Here is a 23,174-nt window from a genome sequence, read left to right on the forward strand (position 1 = left end):
ATGACCACAATGAGTTTGAAATCAATGGTTGAGAAGCTGTCGCCAGCTGCCAAGCAAAGTTTAGAGTCGGCCGCCGCGCTATCTAATAGCCGTAGTCATTTTAGTGTTGAAGTTCAGCACTGGCTGTTGGCAATGTGTGAGCAGCGCAGTGAGGATTTATACATCATCGCTCAGTATTATTCGCTTGATTTAGCGGGCTTTATTCAGGATTTAAATCGTAGTCTTGAACAAGCTAAAACGGGTAATCCACAAACCCCAAGTTTGTCTCCGCAAATTGTGAGTCTATTAAGTGCAGCATGGATGGTCGCGACGATTGAATACCAGCAAACCAGCATTTTTCCAGTGCATATTCTTCACGCTTTATTGAGTGACGATACTTTAAGTTTCACCACCATGGATTATTTGCAACATTTGGAAGCCATTGAGGTGAGTCAACTGAGCCGTATTTGGTCGGGCCTGCAAAATAACGTTGGTGATGGCACTGTTCAGACTCAATCCTCAGCTAAAACGCCTAACTTAGAGCAGTTTACCATCGACTTAACCGAGCAAGCTCGACAGGGCCAACTCGACCCAATTTTAGGGCGTGATGATGAAATCCGTCAGATGATCGATATTTTAACTCGTCGACGGCAAAATAACCCAATTTTGACAGGTGAGGCTGGGGTGGGTAAAACGGCCGTTGTGGAAGGTTTAGCTCAACGTATTGTCGCCAAAGATGTACCTGAATCATTACAGAATGTGAGGATTCAGGTCTTGGATTTAGCCTTGCTACAGGCAGGTGCTGGGATGAAGGGCGAGTTTGAAAATCGTTTAAAGTCGGTGATCAGCGAGGTAAAAAACTCGGCAATCCCAATCGTTGTTTTTATCGATGAAGCGCATACGTTAATTGGCAGTGGCGGCCAAGCTGGGCAGAACGATGCTGCTAATTTACTCAAGCCAGCCTTGGCGCGGGGTGAACTGCGAACAATTGCCGCTACAACTTGGGCTGAGTACAAGAAATATTTTGAGAAAGACGCTGCCTTGACGCGTCGCTTTCAAGTGGTGAAAGTTGAAGAGCCTAGTGAAGACAAAGCGATCGTCATGTTGCGAGGTTTGCTGCCAGCGATGGAAAAGCATCATCGAGTCAGTATTAGCGATCAAGCTTTACAGGCAGCAGTTTGTCTTTCAAATCGTTACATTAATGGTCGTCAACTACCCGATAAAGCGGTGGCCTTGCTCGATACAGCTTGTGCCCGGGTAGCGATGAGCCAAGCGGCAACGCCAAGCCAGGTAGAGCATTTACAGCGACAGCAGCAACAACTCAGTGCTCAAATTGAGCAATTAGAGAGAGAACAGTTAACGGGTTCTAATCATCAAGCTCTACTCAGCCAACTTAGCTGCCAATTGGTAGATGTTCAAGCTGCCTTTGCGCAAGCCGAAAGCACTTGGCGTGACGAACAGGGTTTGGTGAAAAAAGCCAAGCAGTATGTTGATGAGATCTTAAATGTGGATCATGACGATCGGCTTGAGTTACGTCGTCAGCTGGTGGATTTGAAAGCCTCTTTAGCGGAAGTGGCTCAACCGATGGTGTTCTTAGAAGTTGATGAATTACTCGTTGCAGAGGTGATTGCTGATTGGACGGGTATTCCTCTTGGGCGGATGCAAGCTAATGAGATAACTACGGTTTTGAACTTATCACAGAAAATGGCCGAGCGGATTATCGGCCAGGATCACGCTCTAGATTTAATCAGCAAAGTAGTACAAACCACCCGTGCTCATCTCAGTGACGAGCGTAAGCCCAATGGGGTGTTTTTACTCACGGGACCCAGCGGTACAGGTAAAACGGAAACCGCTTTAACTTTGGCTGAACAGGTCTATGGCAGTGAAGATAACCTCACGGTAATCAATATGTCGGAGTTTAAGGAGGAGCATAAGGTCTCTTTATTAGTCGGCTCTCCTCCGGGATACGTGGGGTATGGTGAAGGGGGCGTGCTCACCGAGGCTGTGCGGCGCAAACCTTACAGCGTGGTATTACTGGATGAGATGGAAAAAGCCCACCCCGGAGTGCAAGACATATTTTATCAGGTCTTCGATAAAGGCTCGATTAAAGATGGTGAAGGTCGAGACATAGACTTCAAAAATACCATCATCATTATGACTTCGAATGTTGGAACTGATACCACCACTGCTTTGTTTGAGGATCAAGAAACAGCCCCTGATATTGACGGCTTAAAACAGGCGCTTAACGATGACCTGCTCGCCGTATTTAAGCCGGCTTTTATCGGTCGCTTAAATGTGATCCCTTTTATTCCTCTAAATCACGTCACACTGCAGCAGATTGTTCGTTTGCAGTTACAGCGTGTCGAACAACGGTTTTCCAAGAGTTATAAAGGAACATTACGTTTTTCTGAGCAAGTCGCTGAATATTTGAACCAACAATCAAATAACGCAGATATAGGTGCGAGGGCGATTCAAAATAATATTCAAAATGATTTATTACCGATTATATCGAAAAAGGTGTTGGAGGCTGTTTTTTCTAAGAAAAACGTCGGTTCAATCTTAATCGATATACGTGATTCTAATTATTGTGTAGAAACAGAGTGATTTGTGTTTATTTATTGATGTAAATATCTATAATGTGTTCTTCGAAGTTGTGATGGTTGTCTTTTTAATTTGTTTTTTACTGGATTGATTTGTGAGATGGCTGCGACAAGTAAATTTGCTCGTTTAAGGCGATGCATTAATAACCTAGCCCTTATGGGTATATTTTTAAAAATTAGCTAAAGGAACTTAGCATGCAAGCAAATACTTATTTGAAATATGGTGATATTAAAGGCGAAGCAACCGCTGAGCAGTACAAAGATCTAATTACGCTGTTATCAGTTGATTGGTCGGTGAGTCGTGAGATCACTTCTCATACGGGGACTGCCCAAGATCGTGAAGCGAGCGCAACGCGCTTATGTGATGTCACAATTTCAAAAATGCAAGATAAAGCTTCGCCTGATTTATTCAAAGAAGCCACTATTGGTAAGGGTAAACCAGCAGTTTTCCACATTACTAAGCAAGGTGAAAAAATTGAAGAAATCATGAAAATCGAGTTAACCGATGCGATGATTTCTAGTTATGCCGTTTCGATTCAAGATGATCGTCCGGTAGAGCACATCACGATTTCTTACACTGAAATGATGATGACCGTTACCCCAACTGATGATCAAAATAATGTTCAAGCACCACTTGTTTACGGCTATAGCGGTGTTAAAGGTCAACAAATGTAATTGTTCTTACCTATGGGGTAGTTTTTAACTATCCCGTTTTTATCTTTATTTATTGTGAAAAATGAGAAATATGAAAAAGGCAAGCCAGAGCAAGAATATCATACAAATAGAAACACCTTTAGGTAAGGATGTACTCCACCTTACTCAATTTGATATTCAAGAAGGTATCTCTATTCCTTTTTCTATAAATGTTTCTTGTTATAGCAATGGTCAGCTTATTTCTCAGGATGATCTTATTGGTAAATCAGTGACGGTTAAATTAGATTACCAAAAATCTGAAGAAACTGTTACTCGCTATTTTAATGGTTTTGTTTCTAGCATCCATGCATTAGGTAGTCGTATTTCTAGCGAAGCCGAAGGGGAAAAATATCAGGATTATCGTTTGCAGCTGGTATCGGGTTTACATTTTTTAAAGCAACGAATCAATTGCAGAATTTTTCAGAAGCTTAGTGTAGAACAAATTGTCAAAAAGATACTTACTGAACACGGTGTACCGATGCAGAGCGAGCTTAAGTCAACTTACTCGAATTTGGCTTTTAAGGTTCAATACAACGAAAGTGACTTAGACTTTGTGCATCGCCTATTAGAAGAGGCGGGCATTTTTTATTTTATAGAACATCGTAAGAGCAAGCATTCTGTGGTTTTAGTCGATGCTTTGACCGCTTACCGAGAGGCTGAAGAGTCGCAGGTCGTTTTTACTACCGGCTCCTTAGCCGAAGCGCATGTTTTTTCTTGGAACGGTAATTTTCAGCTCCCTGCTGGACGCTCGGTTAAGTATGGTTTTGATTTTATAAAGCCCAAAGTAAAACCAAAGGGCGAGCAACAAAAAGTAGCCGTAAGTAAACAGCAATTAAGTAGTGAAGTCTTTGAATACTATGCTGGTTCTGAATTAAACCCGGAGTTGCAAAATTCTGCGAATATTGCTTTAGAAGCGATGCAAAGAGATACCTTGTTGTGTGCTGGTGGTAGTACTTGCGCGACTTTTTCGGCAGGCCAATACTTTACTTTCAAGTCTCATGAAGATCCAAAACAGCTGAACAAAAGTTATTTGATTACCCAGCTGTCTTTAAGTGTCGCCATCGTTAGTCAAACGGGAGCCGCGAAAAATAGTGGTCAGGTATTACACAATCAGTTTTCGTGCATACCTTCCGAGGTGCTATTCAGACCTTTACAGGTCACCCCGCGCCCCTTGATCCATGGCTCTCAAACCGCTTTAGTCACTGGCGATCCAGGTGAAGATATCCACGTGGATAAATATGGCCGGATTAAAGTCTTATTTCATTGGGATCGTGAAGCCAAGCCGGATAGCAGTAGTTCTTGCTGGATCCGAGTGGCGCAAAATTGGGCGGGTAGCCGCTATGGCGCATTTTTTTTACCGAGAGTGGGCCAAGAAGTACTGGTGAGTTTCCTTAATGGTGATCCCGACCAACCAGTGATTACCGGAGCGTTGTACAACGGTGATCAAATGCCGCCCTACGCTTTACCCAGTAAGAAATTCCAGTCGGGTATTAAAACGCGTTCTACGAAGGGGGGCGGGGAAAGTAACTTCAACGAGATTCGTTTTGATGACGATGCCGGAAAAGAATTACTTTATCTGCAGGCGGAGAAGGATTTACAGACAGAGATTAAGAACTGCCAAACCGAAAAAATCGGTAAAAATTTAACGGTTGAAGTTGTGGAAAACCAGTCTGAAACCATTGGTAAAAACTTGCTGATCGATGTTGGCAAAAATATCGATTTGGTGGCTGGCAGTCAGGTCACAATTAAGGCTGGTGGTGCCTCTATTATTTTATCGAGTGGTGGCAATATCGACATTAAGGGCTCGTCCATTTCTATTAATGGTTCGGCTATCGCCCTTAAGGCGCCTTCCATCTCGTTAAACTAGGAAATTACATGGGTAAGCCAGTCGCAACGTTGGGGTCGTTTCATATGTGCCCTAAGGTTGAAAATAAAGTACCCCATGTGGGAGGGCCCGTTGCCAGTGGTAATGGAGGAGTCACTGTGGGCGGGATGCCAGTTACCTGTGTTGGTGACAAATTAGTGTGCATTGGCCCTCCAGATTCAATTTCTACGGGCTCCGGTTCGGTCACTGTAGGGGGAAAAGCGGTAGCTCGCTTAGGTGACTCGACCGACCATGGTGGCAAGATATTGGCAGGTAATCCAACGGTGTTAATTGGCTAAGATGATTTTAACACTAGACATTGAAGCGATGCAGTTGGGCCAATACGATGACCCAGTCAATATTTTTGAGCTTAGCGAGAAGCAGGCCTTGCAGCCAGAATTAAGGCTCCATCAGCAAGGCTGCTTACGCCATTTTAGTTTTGACCACACAGTTACCGAGCGTTTGCTTGAGCTTCGTTGGGATGCCGATGCGGTTTTCATATTACTACCCGAGGCCCCGATTGTTCAGGCTAAAGGGAAAGACTATCAGCGGCTTCTTGACTTGATCCCTAGTATAAAAGGTTTAGCCAAAGTGTATTTGTTCCCCTATGGCCGGAGTGCTTTGCAATTAGCTATGCGTCAAGCGGTTAAGCTGATTTCGCTACAGCAAGTGAGTGATATTCAGCTCATTGCCTACCATGAGGACCCGCGTTTAATCACTCTTGTGAGAGAACCGAGCACTCCTGCCAGCCAATGTTTTATTGCCGGCCGACTGCGTCCAGCAGACAAAGGCTTTGTGATCCCTTGGACCAGTTACGAAGTGCAGACTTCAGATAAAAGCACTCAAGCTACGATTGCAGCACTGATTCAGCGCTATCAGCGTCAATGCGGCAAGTCGCTCAGCCAATGTTATTTCCCAACTGCGTTGCCGCAAGCTTTGAGGGATGGCTGGTTACACAGTGTTGAGTATTTTCAAGACAGCCTTACATCGCGCAGCCAGTTTATCTTTGCCGATGCACTGATTGGCGACTTGGGGGTGTGTAGTGGTATCTATAACTTATGCCATTGTTTAATGCTGTATCAGCAGCAAAAATATGTTGGAACAAGCTTTCAGCTGGCTCTTTCCGATGATGCCTATCGGAGCGCAATGACGCTTCGTTGGGTCGCTTAGTGGTGTAAACAGTAGTATGGATGGAACCCAAAAACAAGTTGTAACCGCTAACGATGGTTTTGCTTATGAGTTTTTTAAAGGCATTAAAAAAAATACCTCAACATCAATTTCTTTTACTGATGTCGCGAGCGTTGAGCTGTTTTTAACGAAGTTTAATGGGGCCGTCAATGCTGCTGGAAAAGGGCTGCATACGGTTTATCTTTTGTTGCCTTTAAATAAGCGAAAGCAGCCGCGGCAACAGCTTGTAAATGCTTTACTCTCTGGCGAAATTTGGTGTTATCAGCAGCGGGTAAAACAGTTGCCGATTTCATCTCCTGCTTCGACTCCCTCTCGGAGTTCATCCGTCCAAAATGAACCCAAAGCTCCGGGAGGGCGCTCGAAGACTCAAGTACAAACTCAAGACCAGCACGCAAGTGAGCCTGTTGCACAATCGATTGATCATCAAGATACCGTATTGTGCGGCGATCCTGTTGCGATGAGTAGTGGTGAGGAAGTCCTTCAGTTGGTAGATGTTCATCTACAGGGGCATGTAGCACTGTGCTGGCAGCGTATTTATCGTTCTAGTTGCTCCCACCTTGATCTGGGACTGGGTCTGGGTTGGCGTAGTAATTTTCATTATAGCTTAGAGGAAGATTTCGGCGAACAGCCGTGCTGGCAATTTACCGACGCATTGGGTCAAGTATTCCGCTTTCCCTATGTTGCGGTGGGAGCCAAAAGTGTCCAGCTCAGGTCGGGTATGGTACTTCGGCATCAAAGTGATGAAATGATTATCACTCATGCTGATGGCAAATTATTGCGCTTTAGTAAAATCCAACAACATTGGCTGCTTACCAAGTTAAGTGAAGGTGTCGATTGCACTTTCCGTTTGACTTATTCAGCGGCGCAGCGGCTTACGGTTGTAGAAGTAAATCGAAGCCAGAGCATTTACTTACGTTACGACCTAAATGGCCATTTACTTGAGGTGCGTTCAAGTAGAGCTCAAGATGCGCAAATTTATGCAAGCTATAGTTACGACGACGCTGGTCAGTTGGTCGACGCGACGAATCGTTTTGCTCAACAAGAACGCTATCGCTATCAACAGGGTTTGCTTATTCAGCGCACCCGCGCCTCGGGTTTTAGTCACTATTTTTCTTGGGATGGCTCCGCTCAAGATGCTCGTTGTATCGAGCAATGGGGCGACAACGAACGCTATCACTACCGCTTTGAATACCAGCCTGAACAGGGATTAAGCCGCAGTTTTGATAGTTACGGTAACTGTTGGACCTATTGGCATAACCCACAGGGACAAATTCTTAAAAAAATTGCGCCCGATGGTGCCACTTGGCGATTTGAATATGATGAGCTCCAGCGAAAAATTAGCCAAACTGAACCAAATGGGACAACTACGTGTTTCCATTATAATAGTGCAGGCCAGTTAGTTGCCGAGCTCCATCCGAACCAAAGCTTGACTTGTTATTCCTATAATCGTTTAGGTTTTGTGAATCAGATTGACTATGCCGATGGTTCATCACTCAAACGGGAATACAACAGCTTAGGTTTACTTACCCAAGAAATCGACGTGCAAGGTGTGGTCACTCAATATCGCTACGATGCGCACAGTCGTTTAATCAACAAGTCTGCCGGTAATCAGCCTGCACAGTTATTTTGGTGGAACGAACAAGGTCTGCTGAGCGCCAAGCAAGTGGGCGATGCCCTGACGCGCTACAGCTATAACGCTATTGGAGAATGTAATGGTGAAGTGAATGCCTACGGTTGGGTTAGTCAGTATGTTCGTAATGCCCAAGGGCAGCTGATTGAGGTAGTTCATTATCACCAAGACCAGCCACAGCACACCCGGTGCCAGCGATACGCCTATGACCAAGCTGGACGGCTCAGCGCCCGAACCAACCCGCTTGGTCATACCACCAACTTTGAATATCAAGGATTATCGCAGCCTAGTAAACAGATTAACCCCGATGGTTCATGGCTTGCTTTTAGCTACGATAAAGAGCGCAACCTAACAGCCATTGAGCGTAGCGACGGTCAGCGTTATCAATTGGAATACGACAGTTGTGAGCGTATACGTAAAACCATCGGTTTTGATGGGCGCGAGCAAGCCTATCAATACAACCTGGCTGGTCAACTAATACAGTTAGTGGAAAACAGCGAGCGCTTGGTGCAGCTGAAGCGAAATAGCTTAGGCCAAGTGATTGAGCAGCGCAGCACCGCCAATGGCATGACTTTAATTAACGACTTTGCTTACAACTTACAAGGCAAACTAAGCCAAGCCAATAATAGCGCTCGTAAAATTCGTTTTAATTACTTTGCCAATGGTCAGTTACAGGAACACTGGCAAGACGACTGGCATATCCGCCATCAGCTTAATCAGCAAGGCTTGCGCAGCCAAACCCGCTTACCTGACAGCAGTATGCTTCGTTATCGCTACGATGAACACGGTCGCTTAAGTGCACTAACATTGAATGGCCAAGCACTGATATCCCGCCAGTTTAATGCCAGCGGCAGCGAGCTAAACCGCGAGCTCAGTGCTAGTCATCAACAGCATAATCATTACGACCCTCAAGGGCGTTTGCTGAAGCAAGAGTGGCAGGGCGACACATTAAATCTGGCGCGTGACTACCGTTTTGATGATGGCGACCAATTGCTGGGGGTCAACGATAGTGAGCTGGGCGCACAAAATTACAGCTACGACCCGCTTAGCCAACTCACCAAAGCCACCTCTCACAGCGGTGACAATCAAGCCTTTAGTTTCGACAGTTTTGCTAATCCCAAACAAGGCGAGTTGGCCGGCGATAAGCTGCTGATGCTCAACGAGCGTAGTTACCGCTACGACCGCTACGGCAATCAAGTACTCGCTAGCCAAAGTAAGGTGCGTCAGCAGCGGGTATTTAATGGTTTAAACCAACTGGTTCGGCTGAGTGAGGGGAGGAAACATGCTGAATATCATTACGATGCTCTTGGGCGTCGTAGCCGTAAAATCACCTCCAGCGGCACCACTGACTATCTCTGGGAGGGCCAACAGTTAATCGGTGAACACTGCCAAGGGCAATTTACCTGGTATGTGTACGAGCCTAATAGTCACCGCCCACTGGCCATGATTAAACAAGGCCAGGTTTACCACTATCACCTAGACCACCTCGGCACGCCTATTCGTTTAAGTGATGAGCAAGGCAACATCGTATGGCAAGCCCACTATCAGGCCTACGGTGCAATAGAGCAACTAAGTATTAACCAAATTAGCAACCCGCTGCGTTTTCAAGGCCAATATCATGATGATGAGAGTGGTTTACACCACAACTTTCACCGTTACTACTGCCCACAGCAAGGGCGCTACATCCAGCAAGACCCGATTGAACTACTCGGTGGCTTAAACCTCTACCAATACACTCCAAGCCCGACTAACTGGGTAGATCCTTTGGGTTTGTGTAAAGAGGATGGTGCCCCTTTGGTTGCTGGACTCCCTCTATTGGCTCCGGCTGCTCAGCCCTTAGCATCAACAGGCTCGCAAGTATTAGGACAATACGCTACGCGGCAAGCCGCCAACCAAGCGGTTTATGCTGTTGCGGAAAGGTCTTTATTGGCGTCATTGATACCCAAAACACCATGGGCACTGCTGTTTTATTCGGCTGAAGTCGGAGCGGGTTCAGATGATGTAGCCGGTTTTATTCAGCAACAAGCTCAGCAAGATGAGCTGGGGCATCGAACGTGGTTGGCTAATGGTGGTGATGGTAGTATTGAGGAGTGGAAGTCTCGGGGTAAGCCCTCTGAGTTGGTGGCTAATGTTACTGAGGAAACTGGCTTGGCAGATGAATTTAAGCTGAGCGATGGGCAGAAAAATGATATAGTTTCTATCAGAAAAATATTTGGAGATAATTTAAATTCTAGAGTTGAAATTGAAGCTAATGCATTAATTGCAGCAGGTAGAACGGATGGGGTAGCACTTTCTTGTGCTGGTATAGCTGAGCAAGGCATTGTGGGTGAAACCTTTCAAAATATTCCTTTCTCTATGAAAAAAGGAAGAACTTTCCCGGGCACTGAGAGGTTTGGGGAAAATAATGGTTTCATCAGAATAACAGACCAAGCGGCTTACTTGGATGAAGTAACAAGGCTGTATGCGAAAACTGGTAATGATTTAAATCCTGTGATAAGGGACCAAATCAAAGCGCATGTGAGGCAAGGTGCCGAGTTTGGACTTCGTGATGAAAAAGGGTTGAAGGGTATGCCAGGGCTTCATGCGGAAATACAGTCTGCAAATTATGTGTTGAATCAAGTGAAAGCAAAGCCAGGTTTTGATATTAGTAACGTACAAGTTTCAACCTATAAGCTTCAGAACAGCCCTGGTCAAGGTGGGCCATTTACAGCTTGTAATCATTGTAGTGGTATTTTACAGGGTTTTGATATATTGACTGGTCATTGATGATGATAGTAGTTAAAAGTGAACTTGAATTTGATAGTTTCAATAAAGCGTTCTATTGCGGGAGCTTGTTTAGTGGTGTCATTATAGATGTTGTCGATGGTGTTGTGGTTGAAAAAAAAATATGTCGCCAAGGGAAAATAGTTGGCGATTACACCTTACCATTTCCACTTTATGAAACCAGTAAACTAGAAATTGATGCTGAATTTTTAGACGGATTTGACGAACCTTTTAAATTTCGAGGAGAGCTATATAACGGTGTTGCTTACTTTTTTTATAAGGGTGAACATTCGATAGTAAAACAGTATGACAATGGAGAGGAAGTCTCGGAAGCAAAGTATTTAAATGGCATTTTACAAAGTTTAGAGCATGCTGAACAGGATGATCGCATGACACAAGATTATGTATGGGATGAGGGTGGAAGTATTAAAGACTTTTGTATTCATGCTGTAGGTAAGTTTCAGATGGCCCTGCATTTTGAGTCTGAAGAAAAGATATCGTTATTGACTGTACGTGGTCACTATTTCCAAGAAATAGAAGCATCAAAAGGCTTAGTATTAGTTGATAAGTTTTATAGTCCAGACTTCTTGAGAGAGATTAGTGGCGGAACGAAGTTAAATATCTCTGGTTCGAATATAACTGATAGTATGTTTAGTGATTTACTTCAGGGTGATGGACTGAAAGACACTCAGCAGCTTCAAATATATAATACTGGTATAACTAATGTAAGTTTTCAAAAAATAATCAGACTGATTAAGCTTTCTGAGTTGTATGTGGAATCTGACATTTTGACAAATGATGATGTAAAGCATTTCAAACTAGCACATCCTAACTGTTATGTGAGGTTTAATGGTGAAGAAGTTATTATTTAGCTTTTAAGGTTGCACGAACTGTTTGATCCGCTTGTCGAGTTGTCTCTGGTAGCCGGTATTTAGGAGAGAGTTTTAGTACCCATTCACAGGCCGTTGCGAGTGAAATACGGTGGCCGATTGAAACGTAAATAGGATTGATACCAGTTTGCGTTCTTAATGCATTACCAATTATTTCATTGTTATCAACAAGAGGCGCAATTGCGCCTCTTGTTGTATCTGGATTTTCATGTTCTCCGAGTAATCGTGTCTTGCCACAGCCGACAGTCGGTACATCAAAGATCACTCCCAAATGACAGGCCAACCCAAAGCGCCGGGGATGAGCAAGACCTTGTCCATCACAAATGACTAAGTCAGGTGTGTGTTTAAGCTTTGAAAAGGCTTTCATTAGCGGTGGTAGCTCGCGAAAAGAAAATAGACCAGGAATGTAAGGGAAATTAACAGTATCAGTTGCTGTCGCTGTTTCGATTACTTCTAAAGTAGTTGTGTCAAGAATGACGGCTGCAGCTATTAGTTTGTTGCTTTCCTTGGAATAGGCGACATCAACTCCGGCAACCAGATGAATTTTACCAAATTGATCTTTTTGTATTACTTTAGCTGCAAGTGAGTGCTGAAGTTGCAAGGCTTCTGTTTCAGTAATATCCCAAGAGTGTGTAATGACTGGCTGCATAAGAAATCTGTATCTGTTTGGTTACAGCAATGAACATCATGGGCACTTAATCCAATATACTTATGTATTGCCCATTCGTTATGCATTCAGTTGCATGTAGTGGTTAGAAACATTCTATTGCTTTGGGTGATCGTTTTGTCCCAAAGGCTATAATTAATCAGCATATTATGCACGTTTTCAGTTGTTGTAAAGGGTGAATCGCCCTTAGTTTTTCGGAGGCTAACTTTCTTGAGAGAATTAGCCAATGAGCAAAAGAATTACCTATTCCCCAGAAGTCCGTGAACACGCAGTGCGCATGGTTCTGACATCAGAACGTGAGTACTCGTCCCGATGGTGTTTACCAACACCCCAATCCGCCCCCTGATTTTGTGATTACCGAGGCGAAATACGGCAAATCGCGCTTGGGTAAGACAACGACTGGCAAGCAGATGAGTGATGACTGGGTGACGGACAAGCGCCTAAGGGATGCAGGCATCACTAGCAGGAAAGAGCGTGATAGGATTCTAGACGCGCTTGACGAGGGTGATGGTAGTGTTGAAAAAATGTTAATCCGCAATAAAGCAGATGGCACAGTCGTCGCAAAGCGATTAGATAAGCACGCTAAAGTTGTTAGTTCAGGATTGATTTTATAAGGTACAAGATGATTAGGGATACGAATAAAAGCAAAGAATATTTTGAAGAGTTAGTTGACTACAGCCAAGAGTCGATTAAAAAAAGAGCTCTAAAGCTTTCATCACAAGCTGAGTTGGGTGTTTCAACCAAGCTCAATTTGTCTTTCCGCCTACTGACAAATCATATTGTGTTAATGCAAGAACGCTATTCGCTTGGGGATGACTTAAGTGAGTTTGAGTATCTCTTAGAAATGGCTATTGAGTATCGCCGCAAACAGAAGCAATTCGCAGATGCCTTGCCTTCAAATGAGCAAAAAGATCGTATTGGTTGGGAAGAAATTCGCGAAGATTATTTGGCAGACATTTTTTTGAAATGGTTGAGTTTTGCCTATTGCTTAGATATGGGGCAAGCCTACTACCAAGAGGTCTTAGATTTAATTGGAAACCAAGGTCGAGATGCCTTGTTTGATAACATCGCGGTTAGGCTGGGCGATACCGAGCGCGAAGTTGCAGAGAGCGTCTTGTTCAAACGCCGCTTCAACAAACTGTTCAAAGTGATTGAGGCTGAACCTGCTGAGCGCCCTAAGCTGATGTTGGCTTACTTAGATGCATGGTACAAGCTAGAGGGTAGCCCAGATTACCACTTGATGGATGGAGAGGCTTACGATGGTTATTGGTGCTGGGAAGCGGCTTTAATTACTAAGCTTTATGAGATAGATGACCGCCTCTATATCGACCATCAATACTACCCCAAAGACTTGGTTCACTGGAGTGAGCAGTGATTCGAGACCAACGCCGTGATGAGGCCTATTTTAGCGAGCTGTTAAGCGATTTAGACGAAGCGCTAGCAGAAACCCAACAGGCGCTAGATGAAGGGGTTTTTACCTCGCTCAGTGAACAAGTCGATGTGGCCCAGCAACTCTTCCAGCTTGCCATCATGCGTGCAGTCGCGCATTACTCTTATGGTAGCGATATGGCCTCTCTTAAGTTATCCGTGTTGGCGATATTGCCTTATCGCCAGCAGCTAAGTGCCACCGCAGATAAACTGCCCGCTGTACACCAATGTTATCGCCAAGACTTTGAGCGTTTAGGTGGGGTAGGTGAAGCCTGCGGCTCAGCCAATATTAATCGCTATGTTTACGCTTTATGGTGGTTAGCCTTGTTGGTTGCGGTGGGTGCAGAGCAAACGCATATTCAACAAGTTCTAGACATGATTGGTGAACAGGGTAACGATGCGCTATTAGACCGTATTGCCCATAAGTTAGGGTATGACCGCCCCATTTCTTCCACACTTTACTACCCCTGCACATATCAAGCGCTATTGGATGCCATAAATAGTAAAGGCGATGCTCAAGCAGAACATCTGAATGTGTTTATAAGGCAGTGGTACGACAGCCTAGAAGATGCAGATTGGTTCGATAAGCATTTATGTGACTGTGAATTTGAATACACCGACTATTACGTTGGCTACTGGTGCTTTGAAGCGGCTTTAATAGTCACGCTTTTTGACACTCCTAAAGCATCCATGAATGAGCATGTAATGTTTCCCCGCGCCTTAATTAAGGGGGTTGTTCGAGGCTAATGATTCAACTTTCATTTATAGATTTTTATATTTACAAGGCTAAGTAAGCAATCACCTAATCCCTTGGCTTGGGTGGTGTCAATAAACCTAATGACATAAAAGCAGAGCAAGCGGCCTGCATGATAACCATCACCGTTACTACTGCCCACAGCAAGGGCGCTACATCCAGCAAGACCCGATTGAACTACTCGGTGGCTTAAACCTCTACCAATACACTCCAAGCCCGACTAACTGGGTAGACCCATTGGGTTTGTGTAAAGAGGATGGTGCCCCTTTGGTTGCTGGACTCCCTCTATTGGCTCCGGCTGCTCAGCCCTTAGCATCAACAGGCTCGCAAGTATTAGGACAATACGCTACGCGGCAAGCCGCCAACCAAGCGGTTTATGCTGTTGCGGAAAGGTCCTTATTGGCGTCATTGATACCCAAAACACCATGGGCACTGCTGTTTTATTCGGCTGAAGTAGGAGCGGGTTCAGATGATGTAGCCGGTTTTATTCAGCAACAAGCTCAGCAAGATGAGCTGGGACATCGCACGTGGTTGGCGAATGGTGGCGATGGGAGTATTGAAGAGTGGAAGTCTCGTGGTAAGCCCTCTGAGTTGGTGGATAGTGTTTCAGATAAGTCTGTCGATTTAAATGCAATTGCGACTAGAGATGTTGGTAATGTTACCGCACCCATTGATTTCGATGGTCACATTCTGAGTGGAGAAGTCAAACCAAATGGAAATGTGGTTGGTGGTTATTCGACAGCGACAGGTAATGTACGTGTGATACCAGGAACTGAGTCTCAACCAAATGCTCAAGGCGTATATACCGCTCAGATAGAAGTACCAGACCCGTCTAGTCCTGGTGATTTCTTACCTAAAACTAATAATGGTGGTATATCTACGATGTTTCCAGATTCGTGGTCCGCAGATCGAATTAAAGTCGAGGTGGATGCTGCTTACCAAAATAAGGTGGTTACTGGAAATAAATGGAGCGGTGTAACACCTAGAAGATAACCTAGACACCCACCCTAATTGGTAAAAGTAGGCATAAGCAACAATGCTTATATTCATATCCAAATATACAGGGTGCTTGTTTGTGTCGCGTTCACGTCAATCACAGGTCAGTCTCCAAGATACACCGTACTATCAATGTGTCTCCCGCTGTGTTCGGCGTGGATTTCTTTGTGGCAAGCCTCTCACTCCGGGCAGAGCTATGAGCATCGCATAGAGTGGGTAGAGCAGCGTATTCTTCTGTTAACTCAGGTGTTTGCCATCGATGTTTGTGCCTATGCTACTGCCTAACTAGACACCCAACCGAATTATAACGGCAAGCTGGTTGAAAAGCGCAGCAGGCAGTGGCGCTGGGGCTATGATGACGGCCGCCGCCTGGTGGCCGAGCATAGCTCGGAGCAGGGGCTGACCGAATATCGCTACAACGCGCGCGGGAAGAAGGTCGCCGTAGCCGTAAAATCACCGCCCAAGGCCAATTTATCTGGTATGTGTACGAGCCCAATCGCCACCGCCGTATTCTTCAAAATGGGAGCTATCTTAGGTCTTGATAAGTAAAGGCTTGGTTTATATGTTTGTTTGAGCAATATGGATGCTCACGATGATTTAACAACGGCTATTTGTGTTTGCCGTTATTAGAACATGATGTAGTTTGAGAAGAAATATGCTACTTAGCGGGTTTATTATTTTGTTGGCGTGATTGTTGAAACCAAAACCGTTGTCGACCTGTTGAACGAGACATAGATGTCCTTATAATTTTTATTTAATGAAGCGGTACGATGCGATATTTAAATTATCGATGTATTTATTATGAAGTAAATAGAGGAGGTCATGACACTAACAAGAAGTCGTTATTGGAAATGCGTTGATGATCTAAGTTACAGAATAAATAGTGGATTAATCGTTAATAGAGCCAACGTAAATGCCAATGTAGCATTTACGTTGATAGCATATATTATATTGCTTCTACGTTAGCAGCTTGAGGACCTTTTTGGCCCTGCTCTACGTCAAATGATACTTTTTGGCCTTCAGCAAGGGTTTTAAAACCTTCTGAAGCAATTGCGCGAAAATGTACGAATACGTCAGCGCCACCGTTGTCTTGAGTGATAAAACCAAAACCTTTGTCTTCGTTAAACCATTTTACTGAACCAGTTGTTTTATTAGACATATTGTGTCCCTTAATATTTAAAATTCATAAAGTTATCGCGATAATGCGAGCGCTGAAATTGAATTATTGAATGTGACGATAAAGCTAAGGGAAAACTGAGGATAACAACCGTAACGAAGAAATTCTGAGGTTTACATTTACTTGATGGTTCACTAATAACTCTGTATAGCAGAGCAAGATAATAGTACCTGAGTTTCGAGTATTGTAAAGCCATATTTGAAATATATAAATTCAGTGGATCCTGTCGGGGCATGTTTTTATAGTGTTTACGCTGAAGCTCAGCTAGAGAAGGAAGACCTGATACACATTTGTATCAGGTCTGAGAATTGTCTTGAGCGACTTATATTGCTGCCGCTTGTGTGACTTTAATGTATATTTCACGTAGCTTTTGGGCAATAGGACCTGGTTTGCCATCGCCAATCGCTTTGCCGTCAATCTCAATCACCGGCCATACAAAGGTGGTTGCCGAACTCACAAAGGCTTCTTTCGCTGCATAAGCTTCTTCAATGGTGAAGTTGCGCTCTTCCACTTCCAGTTGAGCATCTTCGGCGAGTTGTAATAAGCTAGCGCGAGTGATGCCATGTAGAATGTCGTTACTTAAAGGCCGAGTAATGATTTTCCCTTGCTCGGTGACGATATAAGCGTTGTTTGAGCTTCCTTCGGTGACATAACCGTCTTCAATCAACCAGGCATCGCTAGCACCAGCTGCTAGCGCAGCTTGTTTCGCTAGGCAGGGGGCAAGTAAGCCTACGGTTTTTATGTCGCGACGTTTCCAACGAATATCAGGGATGGAAATCACCTTCATGCCTTTGGCGGCTTTGGGGCAGTCGATCAGTGGGCGGGATTGGGTGAATAATACCAAGGTCGGAGCGGTGTCTGCTGGAAAAGCAAAGTCGCGATCACCGGCATTACCACGGCTAAGTTGCAAGTAAATGCCACCTTCTGTTAGCCCATTTTGCTTGATCAGTTCGCGTTGGATCTCGGTGAGCTGCTCGCCGCTCACTGGCAAGGTCAGTTCGAGCTCAGCGCATGAGCGTTCTAAGCGGGCCAAGTGGCCGGCATTATCGATGAGCTTGCCATCGAGCACCGCGGTGACTTCGTAAACCGCATCCGAGAATAAAAATCCACGGTCAAATACCGAAACTTTTGCTTCTAACTCAGGGACATATTCCCCATTCACATACACGATACGTTGCATGATTATTTCCTCTTAGCCCCACAGCTGTGCTGTGAAAGGCAACATCTCATTATTATTAAATTCAAAGCCGTGTTCGATGTCTTCACTGAGTAGCAGGGGACCATCGAGGTCAACAATTTCACAGCCCTGCGCTACTACAAAAGCTGGTGCCATGCTAAGCGAGCTAGAGAGCATACAACCCACCATGATTTGTAGACCGGCTTGTTCGGCAAGTTCTTTTAAAACCAGTGCTTCGGTCAAACCGCCAGTTTTATCAATTTTTATGTTGATCATGTCATATTTACCGATAATGCCCGGTAGGCTCGCGCGGTCGTGACATGACTCATCGGCGCAGATAGGGATCGGTCGCGATAGACTTCTTAAAGCCTCATCGTCACCCGCTGGAAAAGGCTGTTCAATCATCGCTACATCTAACTTAATCAGCTCAGGGATCAGTGAGTTATAGAGTTCAACTGTCCAAGCCTCGTTAGCGTCCAAGATGATCTTGGCGTTTGGTGCACCTTGGCGGACGGCTGCGACGCGTTGCAAATCTTCAGCTCCACCGAGCTTCAGCTTAAGCAAGGGGCGAAACGCATTTTCGGTCGCGGCTTGCTGCATCTTTTCCGGTGTATCTAAAGATAAGGTGTAGGCGGTGGTGAGAGCCGCTGGCGTGGCTGACACTTTTTGCCAAATGGAAATACCTTCGTGCTTACATTCTAAATCCCACAAGGCGCAGTCTACGGCATTACGCGCGGCACCCGAAGGTAATAACAGTTGTAGCTCTTGGCGCGACAGGCCTTCACGTAAGCGTGGCAAAATCCCTTCAAGCTGAGCGAGTACACTGTCGATAGATTCTTGATAGTGGGCGTAAGGAACACATTCGCCACGGCCAATTTTTCCTTGGTCTTCCAGCTCGACAATAACCGTTTCTGCTTCGGTTTTACTGCCGCGAGAGATGGTGAAAGTTCCGCGGATTGGCCAACTTTTTGTAGAGAAACGAACCTTCATTATAGCTCCGCTAATTTTTCAACAATACGGCCTACACCTTGACGGAATGGATCAACGACTGGCAAACCAATGTTTGATTCAAGTTGCGCCATATAATCTAGAGCTTCTTTTTCTTCTAGCTGAGAAGTATTCACTGAAATACCAACAAATTGTACGTTTTTATTGGTGAGGCTGGCAGTTGCTAAGTTGGCCTGCATACAAGTGTCGATATCAGGTAGTGAATAGTCGGGGACGCCACGCATATGGGTGCGGGTTGGCTCATGACATAATACCAGTGCGTCAGCTTGTGAACCGTGAATGAGACCTGTAGTTACGCCGGCAAAAGAAGGGTGAAATAAAGAACCTTGACCTTCGATGATATCCCAGTGGTCAGCGCTATTGGCTGGTGCAATCGTTTCAATGGCTCCGGCAATAAAATCGGCCACCACGCAGTCGGCGCTCACGCCTTCACCACAGATTAATATTCCGGTTTGTCCGGTGGCTCTAAAGTCGGCATTAAAACCCTGCTTTTGAGCTTCTTTTTCGATAGCTAATGAAGTATACATTTTACCGACTGAACAATCGGTACCTACCGTGAGTAGACGTTTTCCGGCGCGTTTTTTACCACTGGCGACTGGGTAGGCTTGGCTTGGGTAGCGAACATCGAATAATTGGCGACCATGCTTCTCGGCACATGCAACGAGTTCTGGGATGTCGCTGAGTTTGTTATGTAGACCCGCCGCGATATCAAGACCTGATTCTAGTGCTTCAATTAATACACTAACCCATTCATCGGAGATGATGCCACCGCGATTAGCGACACCAATGACCAAAGTTTTTGCTCCTGCAGTTGCAGCTGCCGCAATCGAGAGGTCCTCTAAGCCGCAATCCGCATTACAAGAAGGGAGGCGAAATTGACCCACACAATACTCGGGATGCCAGGTTTTAATGCCTTGGGCTACTTTGGCTGCAAGTTGATCGGCTGCGTCGCCAAGAAACAATAGATAAGGTTTTTTCAGTTCCATCATTAATACTCCGTAAACGTGTTGCTGGTGAGTCACTATTTAGGCATCAGCAGCGTCATTGATCTTGAATGTTGATAAAAACTCTCTGCAAGAAACATGACAAAATTTCGCATGTAGTGCTTCTTATGGTCAAAAACACTTTACTCAAAATGAGAGGATCTGTTGGCAGATGACAGAACTAGGGTATTTTTGATAGCCTTATCATATTTAGGAAATGCTGTTACTTTTGTTTTTGGTGGGGATTAATGTCTTAAAAATTTTGCGTTCCAGAATATTTCATCAGCAATGATGGAAACTTGGATTTATATAATATTGATCTTAAGTTCCTCAGTAGATGGATGCTCTGCGCCTCTGTCTGATATTTTTATTCATCCCATCTGACTTTTTATTTCGTCTCATGTAGGTACATCGAATGTGAATGAGGAACTGCGGTTATTTATTGCACCCAAATGGGGCTTTGTTCTGTGATGTTGCACATATTTGGTGCTATTTAGCTATTTTTTCGAATTGATTTACACTACTATGTCAAATGTTAATAAAATGTATCAGTATGTTTCTATCTGCCTTTTGTCGATAAAAGAGGTTTAAATAGAGCATTTATAGATAGCGTTTTATTCTTGCTTTTGGCTTGTAATATGGCGAATTATTCTAGTGAGTAATAAGCTGTGTCCATGTTATGACTATTTAACATTTGTTAGTGTTGGTCGTCGCTAAGCTACTCATAACACGCCGTTATGGATGGTGTTTGGTAGATTGGTCTACTACTTGCTGTGACTAATCTAAATCGCTTTCTTAAATATAATTATGGAGAACAAATAAATGGACTTTATCTCTGGGCTGATTGGCCAGCTCAATGGCATCGTTTGGGGTGTACCAATGTTGGTGTTAATTTTGGGCGTCGGGATATTTCTCACCGTAGGCTTGAAGTTTATGCCGATCCTCAATATTGGCCCGGCTTTTAAACTGATGTGGGATGGCCGAGGAGCAAGTGGTAAAGGTGAAATCCCGCCTTTTCAGGCATTGATGACGGCGATGTCAGCCACTGTTGGTACGGGTAATATCGCGGGGGTTGCGACAGCGGTCTTTATTGGTGGTCCGGGAGCATTATTCTGGATGTGGATGACTGCTTTATTAGGGATGGCCACCAAATACGCCGAAGCCGTATTAGCGGTTAACTACCGTGAAAAAGATGAAAATGGCAGCTATGTTGGCGGCCCAATGTATTACATCAAAAATGGCATGGGCAAGAAATGGGCCTGGCTGGGCACCTTGTTTGCGGTATTTGGCGCGGTGGCATGTTTTGGGATTGGCAACGCGGTGCAGTCAAACTCGATTGCCCAGGTGCTAGAGTCTAACTTCTCATTTTCGCCGTTAATGGTTGGCTTAATCATTATGGTACTGGCGGGCGGGGTTATCCTTGGGGGCTTAAAACGAGTGGGTAAGTTTGCTGGTGCCTTGGTGCCAGTGATGGCGGTTGCCTATATCGTTTGTGGCCTTATCATTTTGCTGATGAACCTTGGAGAAATTGGTCCAGCGATTATGACGATTCTAGAACATGCCTTCACGCCGGCTTCGGCTCAAGGTGGTTTTGCTGGTGCAACAGTCTGGATGGCGATCCGTTTTGGGGTGGCGCGCGGGGTGTTCTCTAACGAAGCCGGTCTCGGTTCTGCGCCGATTGCCCATGCGAGTGCTCAAACTGATGAACCTGTTCGTCAAGGCTTGATTGCCATGTTAGGAACTTTCCTTGATACCTTGGTTATTTGTAGCATTACCGGTCTGGTGATTGTGATTTCAGGCGCTTGGACCGAAGGTGCCTCGGGGGCTGCGTTGACCTCTGCCGCCTTTGAGCAAATTTTACCTGGCTGGGGCGGTTACTTGGTTGCTATTAGCCTTGCTGTATTTGCTTTTACCACGATCGTTGGTTGGTCTGTTTATGGCGAGCGTTGTGCTGAATACCTGTTTGGTCCTAAGGCCGTTCTACCGTTTCGTTTATTGTTCATTGTGGCTTTGCCGGTCGGCGCAATTATGGAGTTAGACTTTGTTTGGTTGCTGGGTGATACCCTGAATGCAATGATGGCTATTCCTAACTTAGTTGCCTTAGCGGTGTTAAGTCCGGTGGTCTTTAAGTTAACCAAGCGCTACTTTAGTCAGCAGCAAGCGCCTAATGGGGTTACCGAGTCATAATTTTATTGTGTGAATCAGCCTTGCCAAGCTTCGACCTTGGCAAGGTGCCATCTTTAATTTTCTAGTGAAGGAGGAAGGATGCTCACTGCAGAAGCTGTGATCGATCTACAGGCTTTACAGCACAATTATCAGGTTTTGAAGCGGCTTTGTCCCAAGCAGCAGTTGGTTGCAGTGATTAAAGGTGATGCTTACGGCCACGGTTCGGTGAATGTCGCCAAAGCCTTGCCTAGTGCTGATATGTTTGCCGTGGCGAGAATTGAAGAAGCGCTGGAACTGCGCGCAGCAGGTATTATCACGCCGATCCTACTGTTAGAAGGCTGTTTTTGTAGCGAAGATTTAATGCTCGCTGCCGAGCACCAATTTCACACCGTGATCCATAGTGACTTCCAGTTACAACAGTTTACCGCAGCACATTTGCTCAGGCCTTTGCACGTGTGGGTGAAGCTCGATACAGGCATGCATCGAGTGGGGATTGAGCGTCCCCAGTTTAATGACTTTGTTCAGCAGCTTCAGGGCTGCGTTAATCTCGCCGGTGAGCTGGGTTTTATTAGCCACTTGAGCTGCGCTGATGACTTAGATTCAGCTACCACCCGCCAGCAAATAGCCTTATTTGAAGACTTAACCAAGGACTATTCTGGGCCCAAAACCCTTGCGAATTCGGCTGGCGCGCTGTATTGGCCCGATGCGCAATATGACTATGTGCGCGCCGGGATCTCGTTGTACGGTATTGCTCCTAATGAGCAACAAATTGGTCAGCAACATCAGTTAAAACCAGTGATGAGTTTGAAGTCGAAATTGATTTCGGTGCGTCATCACCGCAAAGGTGAACCGATTGGATACGGTGAAATTTGGCGAGCCACAGAAGATACGCTGATAGGAGTGGTCGCCATGGGCTACGGTGATGGTTATCCTCGTTCGGCACCCGCAGGTACGCCAGTCTATATTAACGGACGGATTGTCCCCATTGTGGGTCGGGTATCGATGGACATGCTCACGGTTGATTTGGGCGCTGATGCCGGCGATCAAGTGGGTGATAGCGTCGAGTTCTGGGGTCGTCAATTACCCATTGAAACGGTGGCTCAAGCCATTGATACCATCCCCTATGAATTGTGTATTAAGTTGACTAAGCGAGTCGTTAAAAGTAAGGCGTTTACCTAGCGAAGTGGTATTCTGCTAACACTATTATATTG

General features: G+C 45.1%; 18 protein-coding genes and 1 pseudogene. 14 read left to right on the top strand and 5 right to left on the bottom strand.

Annotated features, from left to right (window positions below; translation table 11 throughout):
* The 7 genes from tssH to ACRRSW_RS00830 all read left to right on the top strand — a co-directional run bounded on the left by tssH (nt 1) and on the right by ACRRSW_RS00830 (nt 11,589).
* Nucleotides 1-2,583 carry a type VI secretion system ATPase TssH gene (gene tssH, locus ACRRSW_RS00800; protein ID WP_432455100.1) on the top strand — a complete coding sequence of 861 codons (2,583 nt, stop codon included), beginning with the start codon at nt 1-3 and terminating at the stop codon, nt 2,581-2,583.
* 191 nt (nt 2,584-2,774) lie between these two features.
* Nucleotides 2,775-3,254, top strand: coding sequence for an Hcp family type VI secretion system effector (locus tag ACRRSW_RS00805; protein WP_432455099.1), 480 nt, complete (start codon nt 2,775-2,777; stop codon nt 3,252-3,254).
* A 70-nt stretch (nt 3,255-3,324) separates the two neighbouring features.
* Entirely contained in the window at nt 3,325-5,139 is a 1,815-nt protein-coding gene (locus tag ACRRSW_RS00810; protein ID WP_432460632.1) for a type VI secretion system Vgr family protein, read from the top strand.
* A gap of 8 nt (nt 5,140-5,147) precedes the next feature.
* Entirely contained in the window at nt 5,148-5,435 is a 288-nt protein-coding gene (locus ACRRSW_RS00815) for a PAAR domain-containing protein (protein WP_432460633.1), read from the top strand.
* Entirely contained in the window at nt 5,428-6,306 is an 879-nt protein-coding gene (locus tag ACRRSW_RS00820; protein WP_432460634.1) for a hypothetical protein, read from the top strand. The genes ACRRSW_RS00815 and ACRRSW_RS00820 overlap by 8 nt, the downstream gene beginning before the upstream one ends.
* A 16-nt stretch (nt 6,307-6,322) precedes the next feature.
* Nucleotides 6,323-10,720 carry an RHS repeat-associated core domain-containing protein gene (locus ACRRSW_RS00825; RefSeq protein WP_432460635.1) on the top strand — a complete coding sequence of 1,466 codons (4,398 nt, stop codon included), beginning with the start codon at nt 6,323-6,325 and terminating at the stop codon, nt 10,718-10,720.
* Nucleotides 10,720-11,589 (top strand): hypothetical protein, encoded by an 870-nt coding sequence (locus tag ACRRSW_RS00830; protein ID WP_432455094.1) that lies wholly within the window; start codon nt 10,720-10,722, stop codon nt 11,587-11,589. The genes ACRRSW_RS00825 and ACRRSW_RS00830 overlap by 1 nt, the downstream gene beginning before the upstream one ends.
* Here ACRRSW_RS00830 and nfi read toward each other — a convergent pair.
* Entirely contained in the window at nt 11,582-12,256 is a 675-nt protein-coding gene (gene nfi / locus ACRRSW_RS00835) for a deoxyribonuclease V (RefSeq protein WP_432455093.1), read from the bottom strand. The two genes, ACRRSW_RS00830 and nfi, sit on opposite strands and share 8 nt — an antisense overlap.
* A 314-nt stretch (nt 12,257-12,570) precedes the next feature.
* Between nfi and ACRRSW_RS00840 the strand changes: the two genes are divergently transcribed.
* From ACRRSW_RS00840 to ACRRSW_RS00860, 5 genes and pseudogenes are all read left to right on the top strand, one after another.
* The gene (locus ACRRSW_RS00840; RefSeq protein ID WP_432455092.1) at nt 12,571-12,888 is read left to right on the top strand and encodes a hypothetical protein; all 318 of its coding nucleotides are present in this window, start codon (nt 12,571-12,573) and stop codon (nt 12,886-12,888) included.
* Between the two features lie 8 nt (nt 12,889-12,896).
* Nucleotides 12,897-13,649: a PoNe immunity protein domain-containing protein gene (locus tag ACRRSW_RS00845; protein WP_432455091.1), complete on the top strand. Its 753-nt coding sequence runs from the start codon at nt 12,897-12,899 to the stop codon at nt 13,647-13,649.
* Complete coding sequence (locus ACRRSW_RS00850) at nt 13,646-14,449, top strand: PoNe immunity protein domain-containing protein (RefSeq protein ID WP_432460636.1); 804 nt, start codon at nt 13,646-13,648, stop codon at nt 14,447-14,449. Before ACRRSW_RS00845 ends, ACRRSW_RS00850 begins: the two co-directional genes overlap by 4 nt.
* 244 nt (nt 14,450-14,693) lie before the next feature.
* A complete protein-coding gene (locus ACRRSW_RS00855) occupies nt 14,694-15,449 on the top strand; it encodes an EndoU domain-containing protein (protein ID WP_432460637.1) in 756 nt (251 codons plus the stop codon).
* Nucleotides 15,450-15,492: 43 nt separating this feature from the next.
* A pseudogene (locus ACRRSW_RS00860) lies at nt 15,493-15,728 on the top strand (hypothetical protein); the annotation flags it as partial.
* Between the two features lie 670 nt (nt 15,729-16,398).
* On the opposite strand, the gene cspE reads toward ACRRSW_RS00860, so the two are convergent.
* The 4 genes from cspE to dgcN all read right to left on the bottom strand — a co-directional run bounded on the left by cspE (nt 16,399) and on the right by dgcN (nt 19,803).
* Entirely contained in the window at nt 16,399-16,611 is a 213-nt protein-coding gene (gene cspE / locus ACRRSW_RS00865) for a transcription antiterminator/RNA stability regulator CspE (protein WP_432455084.1), read from the bottom strand.
* Between the two features lie 340 nt (nt 16,612-16,951).
* A complete protein-coding gene (locus tag ACRRSW_RS00870; protein ID WP_432460638.1) occupies nt 16,952-17,809 on the bottom strand; it encodes a D-amino-acid transaminase in 858 nt (285 codons plus the stop codon).
* Between the two features lie 12 nt (nt 17,810-17,821).
* Complete coding sequence (gene dgcA, locus ACRRSW_RS00875; protein WP_432460639.1) at nt 17,822-18,796, bottom strand: N-acetyl-D-Glu racemase DgcA; 975 nt, start codon at nt 18,794-18,796, stop codon at nt 17,822-17,824.
* Nucleotides 18,796-19,803 (bottom strand): N-acetyltransferase DgcN, encoded by a 1,008-nt coding sequence (gene dgcN / locus ACRRSW_RS00880; RefSeq protein WP_432460640.1) that lies wholly within the window; start codon nt 19,801-19,803, stop codon nt 18,796-18,798. The genes dgcA and dgcN overlap by 1 nt, the downstream gene beginning before the upstream one ends.
* A gap of 816 nt (nt 19,804-20,619) precedes the next feature.
* Between dgcN and ACRRSW_RS00885 the strand changes: the two genes are divergently transcribed.
* Nucleotides 20,620-21,984, top strand: coding sequence for an alanine/glycine:cation symporter family protein (locus tag ACRRSW_RS00885; protein ID WP_432455080.1), 1,365 nt, complete (start codon nt 20,620-20,622; stop codon nt 21,982-21,984).
* A gap of 78 nt (nt 21,985-22,062) precedes the next feature.
* Nucleotides 22,063-23,142 carry an alanine racemase gene (alr, locus tag ACRRSW_RS00890; protein ID WP_432455079.1) on the top strand — a complete coding sequence of 360 codons (1,080 nt, stop codon included), beginning with the start codon at nt 22,063-22,065 and terminating at the stop codon, nt 23,140-23,142.
* Nucleotides 23,143-23,174: the final 32 nt, after the last annotated feature.

Source organism: Agarivorans sp. QJM3NY_25, assembly GCF_050870875.2.
Lineage (GTDB): Bacteria > Pseudomonadota > Gammaproteobacteria > Enterobacterales > Celerinatantimonadaceae > Agarivorans.